The 15730-nt window shown below is 55.9% G+C and carries 9 protein-coding genes, 2 tRNA genes and 3 rRNA genes; all 14 read right to left on the minus strand.

Translation table 11 applies throughout. The annotated features are described in order from the left end of the window. Positions 1 to 15 precede the first annotated feature (15 nt). Positions 16 to 131: ribosomal RNA gene (gene rrf / locus JOE32_RS13045) — 5S ribosomal RNA — on the minus strand. Between the two features lie 172 nt (positions 132 to 303). Beyond that, positions 304 to 3195, minus strand: a 23S ribosomal RNA gene (locus tag JOE32_RS13050). 237 nt (positions 3196 to 3432) lie between these two features. Next, positions 3433 to 3508 (minus strand) — tRNA-Ala (locus JOE32_RS13055). Between the two features lie 10 nt (positions 3509 to 3518). Then, a tRNA-Ile gene (locus tag JOE32_RS13060) sits at positions 3519 to 3595 on the minus strand. 124 nt (positions 3596 to 3719) lie between these two features. Continuing rightward, a 16S ribosomal RNA gene (locus JOE32_RS13065) occupies positions 3720 to 5256 on the minus strand. Together the 16S, 23S and 5S rRNA genes with 2 tRNA genes alongside form the textbook arrangement of a ribosomal RNA operon. Before the next feature lie 544 nt (positions 5257 to 5800). Continuing rightward, positions 5801 to 6421 (minus strand): protein-methionine-sulfoxide reductase heme-binding subunit MsrQ, encoded by a 621-nt coding sequence (gene msrQ, locus JOE32_RS13070; protein ID WP_209984819.1) that lies wholly within the window; start codon positions 6419 to 6421, stop codon positions 5801 to 5803. After that, entirely contained in the window at positions 6421 to 7434 is a 1014-nt protein-coding gene (gene msrP, locus JOE32_RS13075) for a protein-methionine-sulfoxide reductase catalytic subunit MsrP (RefSeq protein ID WP_209984822.1), read from the minus strand. Before msrP ends, msrQ begins: the two co-directional genes overlap by 1 nt. Positions 7435 to 7497: 63 nt before the next feature. Beyond that, positions 7498 to 8355 carry a CDP-diacylglycerol--serine O-phosphatidyltransferase gene (pssA, locus tag JOE32_RS13080; RefSeq protein WP_003234985.1) on the minus strand — a complete coding sequence of 286 codons (858 nt, stop codon included), beginning with the start codon at positions 8353 to 8355 and terminating at the stop codon, positions 7498 to 7500. A gap of 145 nt (positions 8356 to 8500) precedes the next feature. Beyond that, the gene (gene ilvC, locus JOE32_RS13085; RefSeq protein WP_003234988.1) at positions 8501 to 9517 is read right to left on the minus strand and encodes a ketol-acid reductoisomerase; all 1017 of its coding nucleotides are present in this window, start codon (positions 9515 to 9517) and stop codon (positions 8501 to 8503) included. Positions 9518 to 9564: 47 nt separating this feature from the next. After that, positions 9565 to 10056, minus strand: a complete 492-nt coding sequence (gene ilvN, locus JOE32_RS13090; RefSeq protein WP_003176102.1) for an acetolactate synthase small subunit — start codon at positions 10054 to 10056, stop codon at positions 9565 to 9567. 2 nt (positions 10057 to 10058) lie between these two features. Next, entirely contained in the window at positions 10059 to 11783 is a 1725-nt protein-coding gene (locus JOE32_RS13095) for an acetolactate synthase 3 large subunit (RefSeq protein WP_209984825.1), read from the minus strand. A 432-nt stretch (positions 11784 to 12215) separates the two neighbouring features. Then, on the minus strand, positions 12216 to 12545 hold the full coding sequence (locus tag JOE32_RS13100; RefSeq protein ID WP_209984841.1) for a YqcC family protein: 330 nt from the start codon (positions 12543 to 12545) through the stop codon (positions 12216 to 12218). Further along, entirely contained in the window at positions 12545 to 13276 is a 732-nt protein-coding gene (locus JOE32_RS13105) for a tetratricopeptide repeat protein (protein WP_209984844.1), read from the minus strand. Before JOE32_RS13105 ends, JOE32_RS13100 begins: the two co-directional genes overlap by 1 nt. Before the next feature lie 17 nt (positions 13277 to 13293). Next, positions 13294 to 15618: a penicillin-binding protein 1B gene (mrcB, locus tag JOE32_RS13110; protein WP_209984847.1), complete on the minus strand. Its 2325-nt coding sequence runs from the start codon at positions 15616 to 15618 to the stop codon at positions 13294 to 13296. Between the last annotated feature and the right edge of the window lie 112 nt (positions 15619 to 15730).

The following is a 15730-nucleotide window of genomic DNA, read 5'->3' on the forward strand; positions in this document are numbered from 1 at the left end:
GGTTTCGGAATTTAATCTTGACGATGACCTACTCTCACATGGGGAAACCCCACACTACCATCGGCGATGCATCGTTTCACTACTGAGTTCGGGATGGGATCAGGTGGTTCCAATGCTCTATGGTCGTCAAGAAATTCGGGTACTGAGTCGCGGCCAGACGGCCTCGCTTCAGCAAATTGGGTATGTGACAGCTGTCGGTGTTTTGTGAGCGTCGAACTTTCGGTTCATCTCGTCTTCACACACCGCAATCTGATGCTTCTACTTGTTTCCAAGTCAGGAGTAGTCAAATTGCTTGGGTGTTATATGGTCAAGCCTCACGGGCAATTAGTATTGGTTAGCTCAACGCCTCACAGCGCTTACACACCCAACCTATCAACGTCGTAGTCTTCGACGGCCCTTTAGGGAACTCAAGGTTCCAGTGAGATCTCATCTTGAGGCTAGTTTCCCGCTTAGATGCTTTCAGCGGTTATCTATTCCGAACATAGCTACCCGGCAATGCCACTGGCGTGACAACCGGAACACCAGAGGTTCGTCCACTCCGGTCCTCTCGTACTAGGAGCAGCCCCTCTCAAATCTCAAACGTCCACGGCAGATAGGGACCGAACTGTCTCACGACGTTCTAAACCCAGCTCGCGTACCACTTTAAATGGCGAACAGCCATACCCTTGGGACCGGCTTCAGCCCCAGGATGTGATGAGCCGACATCGAGGTGCCAAACACCGCCGTCGATATGAACTCTTGGGCGGTATCAGCCTGTTATCCCCGGAGTACCTTTTATCCGTTGAGCGATGGCCCTTCCATACAGAACCACCGGATCACTAAGACCTACTTTCGTACCTGCTCGACGTGTCTGTCTCGCAGTCAAGCGCGCTTTTGCCTTTATACTCTACGACCGATTTCCGACCGGTCTGAGCGCACCTTCGTACTCCTCCGTTACTCTTTAGGAGGAGACCGCCCCAGTCAAACTACCCACCATACACTGTCCTCGATCCGGATAACGGACCTGAGTTAGAACCTCAAAGTTGCCAGGGTGGTATTTCAAGGTTGGCTCCACGCAGACTGGCGTCCACGCTTCAAAGCCTCCCACCTATCCTACACAAGCAAATTCAAAGTCCAGTGCAAAGCTATAGTAAAGGTTCACGGGGTCTTTCCGTCTAGCCGCGGATACACTGCATCTTCACAGCGATTTCAATTTCACTGAGTCTCGGGTGGAGACAGCGCCGCCATCGTTACGCCATTCGTGCAGGTCGGAACTTACCCGACAAGGAATTTCGCTACCTTAGGACCGTTATAGTTACGGCCGCCGTTTACCGGGGCTTCGATCAAGAGCTTCGCGTTAGCTAACCCCATCAATTAACCTTCCGGCACCGGGCAGGCGTCACACCCTATACGTCCACTTTCGTGTTTGCAGAGTGCTGTGTTTTTAATAAACAGTCGCAGCGGCCTGGTATCTTCGACCGGCATGAGCTTACGGAGCAAGTCCTTCACCCTCACCGGCGCACCTTCTCCCGAAGTTACGGTGCCATTTTGCCTAGTTCCTTCACCCGAGTTCTCTCAAGCGCCTTGGTATTCTCTACCCAACCACCTGTGTCGGTTTGGGGTACGGTTCCTGGTTACCTGAAGCTTAGAAGCTTTTCTTGGAAGCATGGCATCAACCACTTCGTGTTCTAAAAGAACACTCGTCATCAGCTCTCGGCCTTAAGATCCCGGATTTACCTAAGATCTCAGCCTACCACCTTAAACTTGGACAACCAACGCCAAGCTGGCCTAGCCTTCTCCGTCCCTCCATCGCAATAACCAGAAGTACAGGAATATTAACCTGTTTTCCATCGACTACGCTTTTCAGCCTCGCCTTAGGGACCGACTAACCCTGCGTCGATTAACGTTGCGCAGGAAACCTTGGTCTTTCGGCGTGGGTGTTTTTCACACCCATTGTCGTTACTCATGTCAGCATTCGCACTTCTGATACCTCCAGCAAGCTTCTCAACTCACCTTCACAGGCTTACAGAACGCTCCTCTACCGCATCACTTACGTGATACCCGTAGCTTCGGTGTATGGTTTGAGCCCCGTTACATCTTCCGCGCAGGCCGACTCGACTAGTGAGCTATTACGCTTTCTTTAAAGGGTGGCTGCTTCTAAGCCAACCTCCTAGCTGTCTAAGCCTTCCCACATCGTTTCCCACTTAACCATAACTTTGGGACCTTAGCTGACGGTCTGGGTTGTTTCCCTTTTCACGACGGACGTTAGCACCCGCCGTGTGTCTCCCATGCTCGGCACTTGTAGGTATTCGGAGTTTGCATCGGTTTGGTAAGTCGGGATGACCCCCTAGCCGAAACAGTGCTCTACCCCCTACAGTGATACATGAGGCGCTACCTAAATAGCTTTCGAGGAGAACCAGCTATCTCCGAGCTTGATTAGCCTTTCACTCCGATCCACAGGTCATCCGCTAACTTTTCAACGGTAGTCGGTTCGGTCCTCCAGTTAGTGTTACCCAACCTTCAACCTGCCCATGGATAGATCGCCCGGTTTCGGGTCTATTCCCAGCGACTAGACGCCCTATTAAGACTCGCTTTCGCTACGCCTCCCCTATTCGGTTAAGCTCGCCACTGAAAATAAGTCGCTGACCCATTATACAAAAGGTACGCAGTCACCCAACAAAGTGGGCTCCCACTGCTTGTACGCATACGGTTTCAGGATCTATTTCACTCCCCTCTCCGGGGTTCTTTTCGCCTTTCCCTCACGGTACTAGTTCACTATCGGTCAGTCAGTAGTATTTAGCCTTGGAGGATGGTCCCCCCATATTCAGACAAAGTTTCTCGTGCTCCGTCCTACTCGATTTCATGACTAAGAGATTTTCGCGTACAGGGCTATCACCCACTATGGCCGCACTTTCCAGAGCGTTCCGCTAATCTCAAAGCCACTTAAGGGCTAGTCCCCGTTCGCTCGCCACTACTAAGGGAATCTCGGTTGATTTCTTTTCCTCAGGGTACTTAGATGTTTCAGTTCCCCTGGTTCGCCTCTTACGCCTATGTATTCAGCGTAAGATAACCATCTTATGATGGCTGGGTTCCCCCATTCAGACATCTCCGGATCAAAGTCTGTTTGCCGACTCCCCGAAGCTTTTCGCAGGCTACCACGTCTTTCATCGCCTCTGACTGCCAAGGCATCCACCGTATGCGCTTCTTCACTTGACCATATAACCCCAAGCAATCTGGTTATACTGTGAAGACAACATTCGCCGAAAATTCGAATTTCTCAGTTAAGAGAACTCACAAATTTTACCTTAGCCTGATCCGTTACCAGTGAAAGTAACGTTCAGTCTATCTTTCTATCACATACCCAAATTTTTAAAGAACGATCTAATCAAAGACTAGAAATCAATATTCACTTCAGAATATTCATTTCTAAACTCTAACAGCAGAAGCAGTTAATGGTGGAGCCAAACGGGATCGAACCGTTGACCTCCTGCGTGCAAGGCAGGCGCTCTCCCAGCTGAGCTATGGCCCCATAACAAAATTGGTGGGTCTGGGCAGATTCGAACTGCCGACCTCACCCTTATCAGGGGTGCGCTCTAACCAACTGAGCTACAGACCCAATTTCGAGCGCGTAACTGATTAGCTAAGAGCTATCAGCTTGGAGCTTAAAGCTGCTTCTATCGTCTTCTTCAATGAATCAAGCAATTCGTGTGGGAACTTATGGAGCAGCTGATGTCGTCGATTAAGGAGGTGATCCAGCCGCAGGTTCCCCTACGGCTACCTTGTTACGACTTCACCCCAGTCATGAATCACACCGTGGTAACCGTCCTCCCGAAGGTTAGACTAGCTACTTCTGGTGCAACCCACTCCCATGGTGTGACGGGCGGTGTGTACAAGGCCCGGGAACGTATTCACCGCGACATTCTGATTCGCGATTACTAGCGATTCCGACTTCACGCAGTCGAGTTGCAGACTGCGATCCGGACTACGATCGGTTTTGTGGGATTAGCTCCACCTCGCGGCTTGGCAACCCTCTGTACCGACCATTGTAGCACGTGTGTAGCCCAGGCCGTAAGGGCCATGATGACTTGACGTCATCCCCACCTTCCTCCGGTTTGTCACCGGCAGTCTCCTTAGAGTGCCCACCATTACGTGCTGGTAACTAAGGACAAGGGTTGCGCTCGTTACGGGACTTAACCCAACATCTCACGACACGAGCTGACGACAGCCATGCAGCACCTGTCTCAATGTTCCCGAAGGCACCAATCTATCTCTAGAAAGTTCATTGGATGTCAAGGCCTGGTAAGGTTCTTCGCGTTGCTTCGAATTAAACCACATGCTCCACCGCTTGTGCGGGCCCCCGTCAATTCATTTGAGTTTTAACCTTGCGGCCGTACTCCCCAGGCGGTCAACTTAATGCGTTAGCTGCGCCACTAAAAGCTCAAGGCTTCCAACGGCTAGTTGACATCGTTTACGGCGTGGACTACCAGGGTATCTAATCCTGTTTGCTCCCCACGCTTTCGCACCTCAGTGTCAGTATTAGTCCAGGTGGTCGCCTTCGCCACTGGTGTTCCTTCCTATATCTACGCATTTCACCGCTACACAGGAAATTCCACCACCCTCTACCATACTCTAGTCAGTCAGTTTTGAATGCAGTTCCCAGGTTGAGCCCGGGGATTTCACATCCAACTTAACAAACCACCTACGCGCGCTTTACGCCCAGTAATTCCGATTAACGCTTGCACCCTCTGTATTACCGCGGCTGCTGGCACAGAGTTAGCCGGTGCTTATTCTGTCGGTAACGTCAAAACAATCACGTATTAGGTAACTGCCCTTCCTCCCAACTTAAAGTGCTTTACAATCCGAAGACCTTCTTCACACACGCGGCATGGCTGGATCAGGCTTTCGCCCATTGTCCAATATTCCCCACTGCTGCCTCCCGTAGGAGTCTGGACCGTGTCTCAGTTCCAGTGTGACTGATCATCCTCTCAGACCAGTTACGGATCGTCGCCTTGGTGAGCCATTACCCCACCAACTAGCTAATCCGACCTAGGCTCATCTGATAGCGCAAGGCCCGAAGGTCCCCTGCTTTCTCCCGTAGGACGTATGCGGTATTAGCGTCCGTTTCCGAACGTTATCCCCCACTACCAGGCAGATTCCTAGGCATTACTCACCCGTCCGCCGCTCTCAAGAGAAGCAAGCTTCTCTCTACCGCTCGACTTGCATGTGTTAGGCCTGCCGCCAGCGTTCAATCTGAGCCATGATCAAACTCTTCAGTTCAAACATCTTTGGGTTTTTAAGAAACCCTAAACTTGGCTCAGCAATCGTTGGTTATTCTTTGATTTCTCGCGGAGTAACTTGTGATGCTGATAATCTTGTTGACTATCAGTCTGACTCCACAAGCACCCACACGAATTGCTTGATTCAGTTGTTAAAGAGCGGTTGGTTAAGATCTTTCGTCTCAACCGAGGCGCGCATTCTACAGCAGCCTCATTTGCTGTCAAGTGATTATTTTCAGAAGCTTTCGAAGAATTCTTCAACAACTTCAACCACTTGCGCTTCCGATCTCTCGTCAGCGGGAGGAGAATTCTACAGCGTTACACGCTGCTGTCAACACCTCTTTTTCTCCGCTTTCGACCGAGAAGATCGAAACGTTAATAGCGCCAAACAACACCGCACTATCAACTTCTTCTGGACTTCGATGAACTGAAGCAACTCGCTGTCGAATCTTGCATAACTACTTGTTTACCAAGGAGTTTTCCGTTTCGACTGCGCCGGAAGTGGGGCGAATTATAGACTTCCATAATCTGCCGTCAAGCACTAATTACACTTTTGTTGCAGAAGCTGGTTTTTTTGCAATAAGCCGGGGAATACGGCGCATCACAGGCGGAATTCGCAGTACCAGAAGCAACGCGCCTATAGAGGCATAGATCGCCCACTCCTTCAGATCCGCTCGTACGATCCATAACATGTGCAGCAACCCAAGCCCGAGAACGCCATACACAAGCCGGTGCAGCCTTTTCCAACGACTACCCAGTCGCCGCTGGCTATAGCGATTCGACGTGACCGCAAGCACCAGCAAACACAGAAAGCCCAACGCTCCAACAATAATGTATGGCCGCTTGCGCAACTCAACGCCCAGCTGCGACCAATCCAACCCCAGCACGAAAACGCAATAAGCTGCCAGGTGCAGCACCACGTAAGCGAAACACCACAACCCCAATTGCCGGCGCACGGCTATCCACCCCGCCCAGCCACTCAGTTTTTGCAGGGGCGTCATGCACAGGGTGATCAGCAACAGAATCAAGGTGCCCAGGCCAAGCCGATCAACCAGGACTTTACCCGGATCCGGACCGAGCGCAGAACTCCACGCCTCATAGAGCCAGAACAACGGCCATACACCCGCTGCAATAAAGACGCCGATGCGCCAGATGGGATAGCGCATCAGTAGTTCTTCCGCAAATCCAGACCGGTATATAGAGAAGCGACCTCATCCCCATAGCCGTTGAACATCTGAGTCTCCCGAACATTCGGGCTGAACAGGCCACTCGGCAACCGCCGCTCCCGGGCCTGTGTCCAGCGTGGATGGTCAACCGTAGGGTTCACGTTCGCATAAAAGCCGTACTCATCGGCCGCGATACTCTGCCAAGTCGTCTTAGGCTGCTCACTCACCAGACTGATACGCACAATGGACTTCACACTCTTGAAGCCATACTTCCACGGCACCACCAAGCGCAAAGGCGCACCATTCTGATTGGGCAACTCACGCCCATACATGCCGACGGCAAGAATCGCCAGCGGGTTCATCGCCTCATCCAGGCGCAACCCTTCTACATAGGGCCAGTCGATCAGGCCGAAATTCGAGCGCTGCCCAGGCATGCTTTTTGGATCTTGAAGGGTTTCGAAACGAATGTACTTGGCCTTGGACGTAGGCTCGACCTGCTTGAGCAAGGCCGAAATTGGAAAACCGATCCAGGGAATGACCATCGACCACGCCTCAACGCAGCGCAGACGGTAGATTCGCTCTTCCAACTGATAGGGCTTCATGAAGTCTTCCAGAGCATAGCGCCCTGGCTTGCCGACTTCACCATCGATCACCACACTCCAGGGTTCGGTCTTGAGTGAACCCGCGTTATTCGCCGGGTCACCCTTATCGGTACCGAACTCATAGAAATTGTTGTAATGGGTCGCGTCCTTGAACGGTGTGATGGCCTCGTCCTTGACGGTGACCGCATTCCATTGCGTACCAGGCAACTTTTCGGTGAACCAACTCGGCGCCCTGCCCGGCTCGACATCGGCATAGCGGGCCGCGTCCTCGGCACTCGCCCAACGCGGCAGGCTGGCTGCAGCCATACCGGCAAGCGCACCGCCGAGTATGCTGCGGCGAGAGAGGTAAAAGGATTCAGGCGTGACATCCGATTCGTGGCAATCGGACGCTTTAGGCAGTTTGATTAACATGGCAACTCCGCAGCATTGGAGGACAGATGCACCAATAGACTGCGGAGTATGGGGGAAATTACATTAAGACAATGTTTTGTCCCGACGCATATGCAGCAGATACTGAACCGGCCCGGAAGCCGCGTAGACCAGGAAAGCCAGCAGCAAGATGCGCGGCGGATCGCTGAATACCACTGCAAACACCAGCACCACTACCAGAATGGCCACGAAAGGCACCCGACCCTTGAGGTCAAACTCCTTGAAGCTGTTGTACTTGATGTTGCTGACCATCAGCATCCCGGCAGCCGCTACCATCAGCGCCACCAGGAACGACATTTTCGAACCCTGGATGCCGTAGTCACTGAATGCCCAGACAATCCCCGCAACCACGCCGGCAGCTGCCGGGCTGGCGAGGCCGATGAAGTAGCGCTTGTCGGCAGTACCGACTTGCGTATTGAAACGCGCCAGGCGCAACGCGGCGCCTGCCACATAGATGAAGGCAACCATCCAGCCCACCTTGCCCATGTCACCCAGCGCCCAGGCAAATGCCAGCAGCGCGGGCGCCACACCAAAGGCAACCATGTCCGACAGCGAGTCGTACTCGGCGCCGAAGGCACTCTGGGTATTGGTCATTCGCGCTACACGACCATCAAGGCCGTCCAGCACCATGGCCACGAAAATGGCGATGGCGGCAAAACCGAAATACTTGCTGGCACTTGCCGCGTCACCTGCCGCCAGCGCGCTCTGGGCACTCATGGAATTGATGATGGAATAGAAGCCGGCAAACAGGTTCGCCGTGGTGAACAGGTTCGGCAGCAGATAGATGCCACGATGCCGGACCTTGCGGCCTTCAGCGTCATGCCCTTCTTCGACATGTTCATCGATGGGCAGCATGCTTTCGGCGTCGTAAGCCTGGTTTGGCTCTTCGGGACGTTCGCTCATGGACTTTACCTTGCAACGGTGTGAAAAAAATTCGACAAATACTTGCGGCGAGTGTTCGCCCGCAAACGATGCAGCTTTATACCAGAACACGCCTCCCAAACGAAAAAACGCGGCCTAGGCCGCGTTTTCCCTTGATACGTACGACTTAGTTCTTGGCTTTGTCGACGATCTTGTTGGCACCGATCCACGGCATCATGGAGCGCAGTTGCTCGCCGATGACTTCGATACCGTGAGCGGCGTTGTTGCGACGCTTGGCGGTCATCGAAGGGTAGCCGGTAGCACCTTCGCTGATGAACATCTTGGCGTATTCGCCGTCCTGAATACGTTTCAGAGCGTTGCGCATCGCCTGACGAGACTCGGCGTTGATCACTTCCGGGCCAGTCACGTACTCGCCGTATTCGGCGTTGTTGGAGATCGAGTAGTTCATGTTGGCGATACCGCCTTCGTACATGAGGTCAACGATCAGCTTCAGTTCGTGCAGGCATTCGAAGTAGGCCATTTCCGGCGCGTAGCCCGCTTCAACCAGGGTTTCGAAACCGGCTTTGACCAGCTCGACGGTGCCGCCGCACAGCACGGCCTGTTCGCCGAACAGGTCGGTTTCGGTCTCGTCCTTGAAGGTGGTTTCGATGATGCCGGTACGACCGCCACCCACGCCGGAGGCGTAGGACAGCGCAACGTTCTTGGCGTTGCCGGACGCGTCCTGATAGATCGCGATCAGGTCAGGGATACCGCCGCCTTTGACGAATTCAGAACGCACGGTGTGGCCCGGTGCTTTCGGCGCGATCATGATCACGTCGAGGTCGGCACGCGGTACAACCTGGTTGTAATGAATCGCAAAGCCGTGGGAGAAGGCCAAGGTGGCGCCCTTCTTGATGTTCGGCTCGATTTCATTCTTGTACAGCGCGGACTGGAACTCGTCCGGGGTCAGGATCATGACCACGTCGGCAGCCGCCACAGCGGAAGCCACGTCGGTCACTTTCAGGCCGTGGGCCTCAGCCTTGGCAACGGTAGCCGAGCCTTTGCGCAGGCCAACGGTGACGTCAACGCCGGAGTCCTTGAGGTTGCAAGCTTGCGCGTGCCCCTGGGAACCGTAGCCGATGATGGCGACTTTCTTGCCCTGGATGATCGACAGGTCACAATCTTTATCGTAATAAACTTTCATGAGGTTCCTCTATATATCCAGGCCGTAAGGCCATTCGCTAATTTGGGTTAGATGCTGAGTACTTTGTCGCCACGGGCAATCCCGGTGACACCACTGCGTACGGTTTCCAGAATCGAGGCCGTCCCGATCGACTGGATGAAGCTGTCCAGCTTGTCGCTGGTACCGGTCAGTTGAACGGTATAAACGCTGGCGCTCACATCGACGATCTGCCCGCGATAAATGTCGGTGGTCCGCTTGATCTCGGCACGTTGGGCACCCGTAGCCTTGACCTTGACCAGCATCAGCTCGCGCTCGATGTGGGCACTTTCAGACAGGTCGACCAGCTTGACCACCTCGATCAGCTTGTTGAGGTTCTTGGTGATCTGCTCGATCACCTCATCGTGGCCAACAGTAGTCAACGTCAGGCGCGACAGCGTCGGGTCTTCGGTCGGTGCCACGGTCAGGCTTTCGATGTTGTAGTTGCGTTGCGAAAACAGGCCGACAACACGAGACAGAGCGCCGGGTTCGTTCTCCAGAAGCAGGGAGATGATGTGCCGCATGATTAAGTACGCTCCGTCTTGTTCAGCCACATGTCGCGCATGGAGCCGTCTTTGATCTGCATCGGATAGACGTGCTCACTGGTGTCCACTTGAATATCGAGGAACACCAGGCGGTCCTTCATGGCGAATGCCTCTTCCATCTTCGGCTTCAGATCTTTCAGATCGGTGATGCGCATGCCGACGTGGCCATAGGCTTCAACCAACTTGACGAAATCCGGCAACGATTCCATGTAGGAATGGGAGTGACGGCTGCCGTAGCTCATGTCCTGCCACTGACGAACCATACCCAGCACGCCGTTGTTCAGGCAGACGATCTTCACCGGAAGGCCGTACTGCAGGCATGTCGACAATTCCTGAATGTTCATCTGGATGCTGCCCTCGCCGGTGACGCAGGCGACGTCGGCATCCGGGAAGCTCAGTTTCACGCCCATGGCCGCAGGAAAACCAAAACCCATCGTGCCCAGGCCACCGGAGTTGATCCAGCGGTTGGGCTTGTCGAAGGTGTAGTACTGCGCCGCGAACATCTGATGCTGGCCCACGTCGGAGGTTACAAAGGCATCGCCCTTGGTCACTTCGCACAGGGTTTCGATCACGGTTTGCGGTTTGATGATGCTGCCGTCGCCCTTGTTGTAAGGGAACAGGCCGCGATCACCGCGCCACTCGTCGATCTGCTTCCACCAACTGGCGACGGATTCCTTGTTCGGCGTTTCGCCAATATCCTTGAGTGCAGCGACCATTTCGGTCAATACGCTCTCCACAGGTCCCACGATCGGCACGTCGGCCTTGATGGTCTTGGAGATGGATGCCGGATCGATGTCGATATGGATGATCTTGGCATTTGGGCAGAATTTGCTCGCGCCGTTGATCACTCGGTCATCGAACCGCGCGCCCACGGCCAGGATCACGTCAGCGTGGTGCATGGCCTGGTTGGCGGTGTAGCTGCCGTGCATGCCGAGCATACCGACGAACTGACGGTCGGTGCCCGGGAAGGCGCCGAGGCCCATCAGGGTGTTGGTCACCGGCAGGTTGAGCAGCCTGGCCAGCTCAGTCAACTGCGCGGAGCCGCCGCCCAGAATCACGCCACCACCGGAATAAAGCACAGGGCGCTTGGCCGCCAGGAGCATTTCTGCCGCCTTGCGGATCTGCCCCGAGTGCCCACGCACGGCCGGGCTGTAGGAACGCAGCTTGGCTTTCTTCGGAAAGATGTATTCGAATTTTTCAGCCGGATTGGTCATGTCTTTCGGGATATCGACCACCACAGGGCCCGGGCGACCGGACTGTGCGAGGTAGAACGCCTTCTTCATGACTTCCGGGATCTCCGACGCGTGCTTGATCATGAAGCTGTGTTTCACGATCGGCCGGGAGATACCGATCATGTCGGTTTCCTGGAATGCGTCGGTGCCCACCAGGGTGCTGGCCACCTGGCCGGAGATGATCACCATCGGAATGGAGTCCATATACGCAGTCGCGATGCCGGTAATGGCATTGGTTGCGCCTGGGCCGGACGTTACCAGGACCACGCCGGCTTTACCGGTGGCACGGGCATAACCGTCAGCCATATGGGTCGCGGCCTGTTCGTGGCGAACCAGGATGTGGGTAACAGCCGGTTCCTTGAACAGTGCGTCATAAACATGAAGCAGAGCACCACCTGGGTACCCGTAGATATAGTCGACGCCTTCGTCACGCAAAAAGCGGACGAGCATCTCACCGCCAGATAAAAGCTCCACGTTGTTCACCTCTAAAACGCCAGAATACCGTCCGTTGAAAAACCGACGGGTCTTAATAGGTTTACTTCTCAACAGAGCATGAGCGACGGTGGTCGCCGACTACGTCAGCACTGACTGAGCAAGTATTGGGATCGTCCCAAGTGTTGCGGGATTTTCCCACCCAGCGCGAGGTAACGCGTTGCGGGTGTAACAGGTCGGCGCGGATATGCGCCTCATGATCTGCCGAGCGGGCCTGCTTCTGGCAGTCCCGATACAGCGGACTTTGGATTCTTCTGTTTCAGGCCGTTCAAGTCAAGCAATAATTGCGCTTTTTTCCAACTAAGCGCATGAGAACGCAGAAGAAAGGCGTTTGATGAGGGATAAAACTCGCCTGAATGTCGTCAAGCGGTAGAAATATGCGCAAGACTGCCGAAAAACCCGACAGCCAGGCAATTAACGAGCGTCGACGATCAATTGGTCGAACTTTTTCAGCGCATTGCGCAATCCAAGGCTTTCCCGTGGCCGATCGGCATAAACCATCTCGGCCATCTCCAGGATCCCTGAAGCGTTGGGCAATGGCAGATCCTGTTCAAGAATCTGCTTCATGCGTACCAGGAAGATCCACTGCAGCCACTGGTGAAAGTCCAGGGTGTCGACCGAGAAAGGCTCGACACTGCTGAGCGCCTCCATGCTGGGGGATTGCTCATCCCACCAGCCTTGCACACGCAACTCGCGCTCAATCAGCAATAACTGTTCGGCAATCGCTGGAAAACGCCCATCCATCAGAGGCTGACCTTGGCTTTCTGGCGGGCCTGGGCAGCGCCGGCGGCGTCGCCCTGGGCCGCACGCGCATCACCGATCAAGGCCCACAGGCTGGCTTGCAGGTCGGGACGACCGTTGGCCAGACTCAGCCCACGACGGGCGAACTGTTCGGCTTGCGGCGCATCGCCCTGGGCCATGCGCACTTGCGCCAGGCGATACAGCACTTGCGGTTCACGCGGCGCCACACGCTGGGCGCGTTCAAGGCTTGAGGATGCGCCGTTCAAATCGCCACCAGCCTGCTGTTGCTGGGCGGTGGTGAGCAAGGCCAGTACCGGACCATCCAGTTGTTCGTCAGCAGACAAGCCACCGCCGGAGGAGGACGGAACGCCGCTGGGCGACGAAGGCATGCTGTACGACCCCTGATTGATCGGTGCCGCCTGAACCGGCGCGGTGTCGATCGGTGCGGAGCTGCTCGGACCGGGTGTCCACGGTTCGGCACTGATCGGCGCCGCAGTGGCGGCGCCGCTGCCCGGCACCATCACCACCACGCCGGAATCCTGAGGCATTGCCTGAGGTTTGGCCTGCGCCGGGCGGTTGGTCACGGTCTGGCGGAACCCGCCATTGGCCGAGATCCGGTCATTGCTGGAAGCGTTGCTGCTCGCATCCACCACGGGAATCGAGCCGCGCTGCACGCTGGAGCAACCGCCCAGCAAGGCCAGGACGGTAATAGCTGGAATCCACAACTTGTTCACTTGAAACCCTCGTTTGCTTAATGCATCCAGCCCTTGACCCAATCCATCACCGAATCCGCATCCGCAGGCGCACTGCCACCGCATGCGGGACCGGGTGGTGGCTCGCTGCCGCGAATATACGGCATCTGCACCGCCCCCGGACAGTTGGCATCAGAACCTTGCCCACTGTGCGGATCAATCCAGGCCTGCACGATGTTGTCCGGCTGCGGCATATTCAGCGGCAGCGGATCGGCCTTGCGCATGAAACTGGTCCACACCTGCAGCGCACCGGTCGCGCCGGTGAACGGCGTCTTGCCGTTGTCGTCGCGGCCCAGCCACACCACCGCCAGCACATCCTGGCCGAAGCCGGCGAACCAGCTGTCACGCGAATCGTTACTGGTACCGGTCTTGCCCGCCAGTGTGAGGTTCGATGGCAGGACTTTATAGACCGAGCTACCCGTACCTTCACGCATCACGCGTTGCATGGCGTTCTGGATGAGGTAAATGGAGCCTGCATCGAAGCGCTGCTGAATCTGGAACGGGTAACGCTTGAGCGGCTCACCGTCAGCCGTGAGCACGCTGCGAATCCCCCGCATCGGCGTGTTGAAGCCCCCGTTGGCAAGGGTCTGGTACATGGTCGCGACTTCCATCGGGGTCATCGCACCCGCCCCCAGCAGGATCGACGGGAACGCCGGGAATTCGCGGGTGATACCCAGCCGCGCCAGCGTTTTGAGCACATTCGGCACGCCCACTTCGAGGCCCAGCCGCGAGGTCGAGATATTGTAGGAATGCGCGAGCCCCTGATAAAGGAACACCGTGCCATGGGAGCGTCGATCAAAGTTCTGCGGCGTCCACACCTGGCCATCAGCCCCCTTGACCGATAACGGATCATCGGAGAGCCAACTGGTGAGGGTGTATTTGCTCGGTTTTTCCAACGCAGTGAGGTAGACCGCCGGCTTGACCAGCGAGCCAATCGGCCGCACCGCATCCAGTGCGCGGTTGAAGCCGGCAAAACTGGCCTGACGGCTGCCGATCATCGCCTGAACTTCACCGGTTTCCGGGTTGGTCACGACCATGGCCGCTTCCACTTCATCGGAGCCTTTACGCCCGGTCAGACGCTTGAAGGTGTCGTTGACGGACGCCTCGGCTTTCATCTGCAGAATCGGGTCAAAACTGGTGAAGATGCGCAGGCCCTCTTCGGTCAAGTCTTCGTCGCGGTAGTCTTCACGCAACTGGCGTTTGACCAGGTCGATAAAGCCCGGGAAGGAGCTGTCCGCCAGCTTGCCGCGAGTCGTCACACCCAGAGGCATTTTCTTCGCTGCGGCAACCTGTTCAGCGGTGGCAACGCCCTGCTGCTCAAGCACATCCAAGACCAGGTTGCGGCGCTCCAACGCGCGCTCCGGGTTGCGCCGCGGGTTGTAGTAGGACGGCCCCTTGACCATGCCCACCAGCAGCGCGACTTGATGCAGCTTCAACTCGGACAACGGTTGGCCAAAGAAGAACTGACTGGCCAGACCGAAACCGTGCACCGCGCGCTGGCCATCCTGGCCGACGAAGACCTCGTTGAGGTACGCCTCGAGAATTTCCTGTTTGCTGTAGTGCAGCTCCAGCAACATGGCCATCATGGCTTCGGTGAGCTTGCGGGTCAGGCTGCGCTCACTGGTGAGGTAGAAGTTCTTGACCAATTGTTGCGTCAGCGTACTGCCGCCCTGAGTCATCTTGCCGCCGGATGTGTTGACCCAGATGGCACGCGCAATCGACTTCGGCGACACGCCCCAGTGGCTGTAGAAATCGCGGTCTTCCACGGCGACCAGGGTTTCCAACAGGTAAGGCGGCACCTGATCGAGCTTGATCAGGATGCGGTCTTCCAGGTTTTTAGGATAAATCCCACCGATCATCAGCGGTTCAAGGCGCACCACCGGCAGCTTCGAGCCGTTGAGCGACGACAGCTCGGCCACGTAGTCACCAGAAAACCGCACGCGAACCGGCTGGGCTTTTTCCAGCCCTTCATAGAACTGGAAGCCGCGCGTGTTCAAGTCCACGGTATTGCCGCTGACCGCCGCAGAACCCGGGCCATTGCTCACGGGCTCGCGGCGATAGCCCAAAGCATCGAGTTCGGTGAGGAAGTCGTCCTTGCTCAGCTTCTGGCCGGTAAACAGCTCCAGCGGGCGGGCGTAGACCTTGGCCGGAATGGTCCAGCGCTTGCCGGAGAATTTCTCCTGCACCACCGCATCGAGGTACACCGCGAAGCCGGCGAGCACTACCAGGCCCACGAGGCCGAGCTTGAGCGCCCAGCCAAGCCATGGGCGCAGGCCACGGGAAGGAGGTTTTTTACGGGAACGGGGAGATCGGGATCGAGTCATGGCGGCGGATTATACGCACTTTGTTTGATGATCAACATGAGCCGGACAGCGGTTTGCACGACCGCCCGTAGCGGCCATAATGCCCGCCATGAATTTTTCCAGACTCTGAAGG

The sequence above is a fragment of the Pseudomonas sp. PvP025 genome (genome assembly GCF_017832155.1).
Classification (GTDB): Bacteria; Pseudomonadota; Gammaproteobacteria; order Pseudomonadales; family Pseudomonadaceae; genus Aquipseudomonas.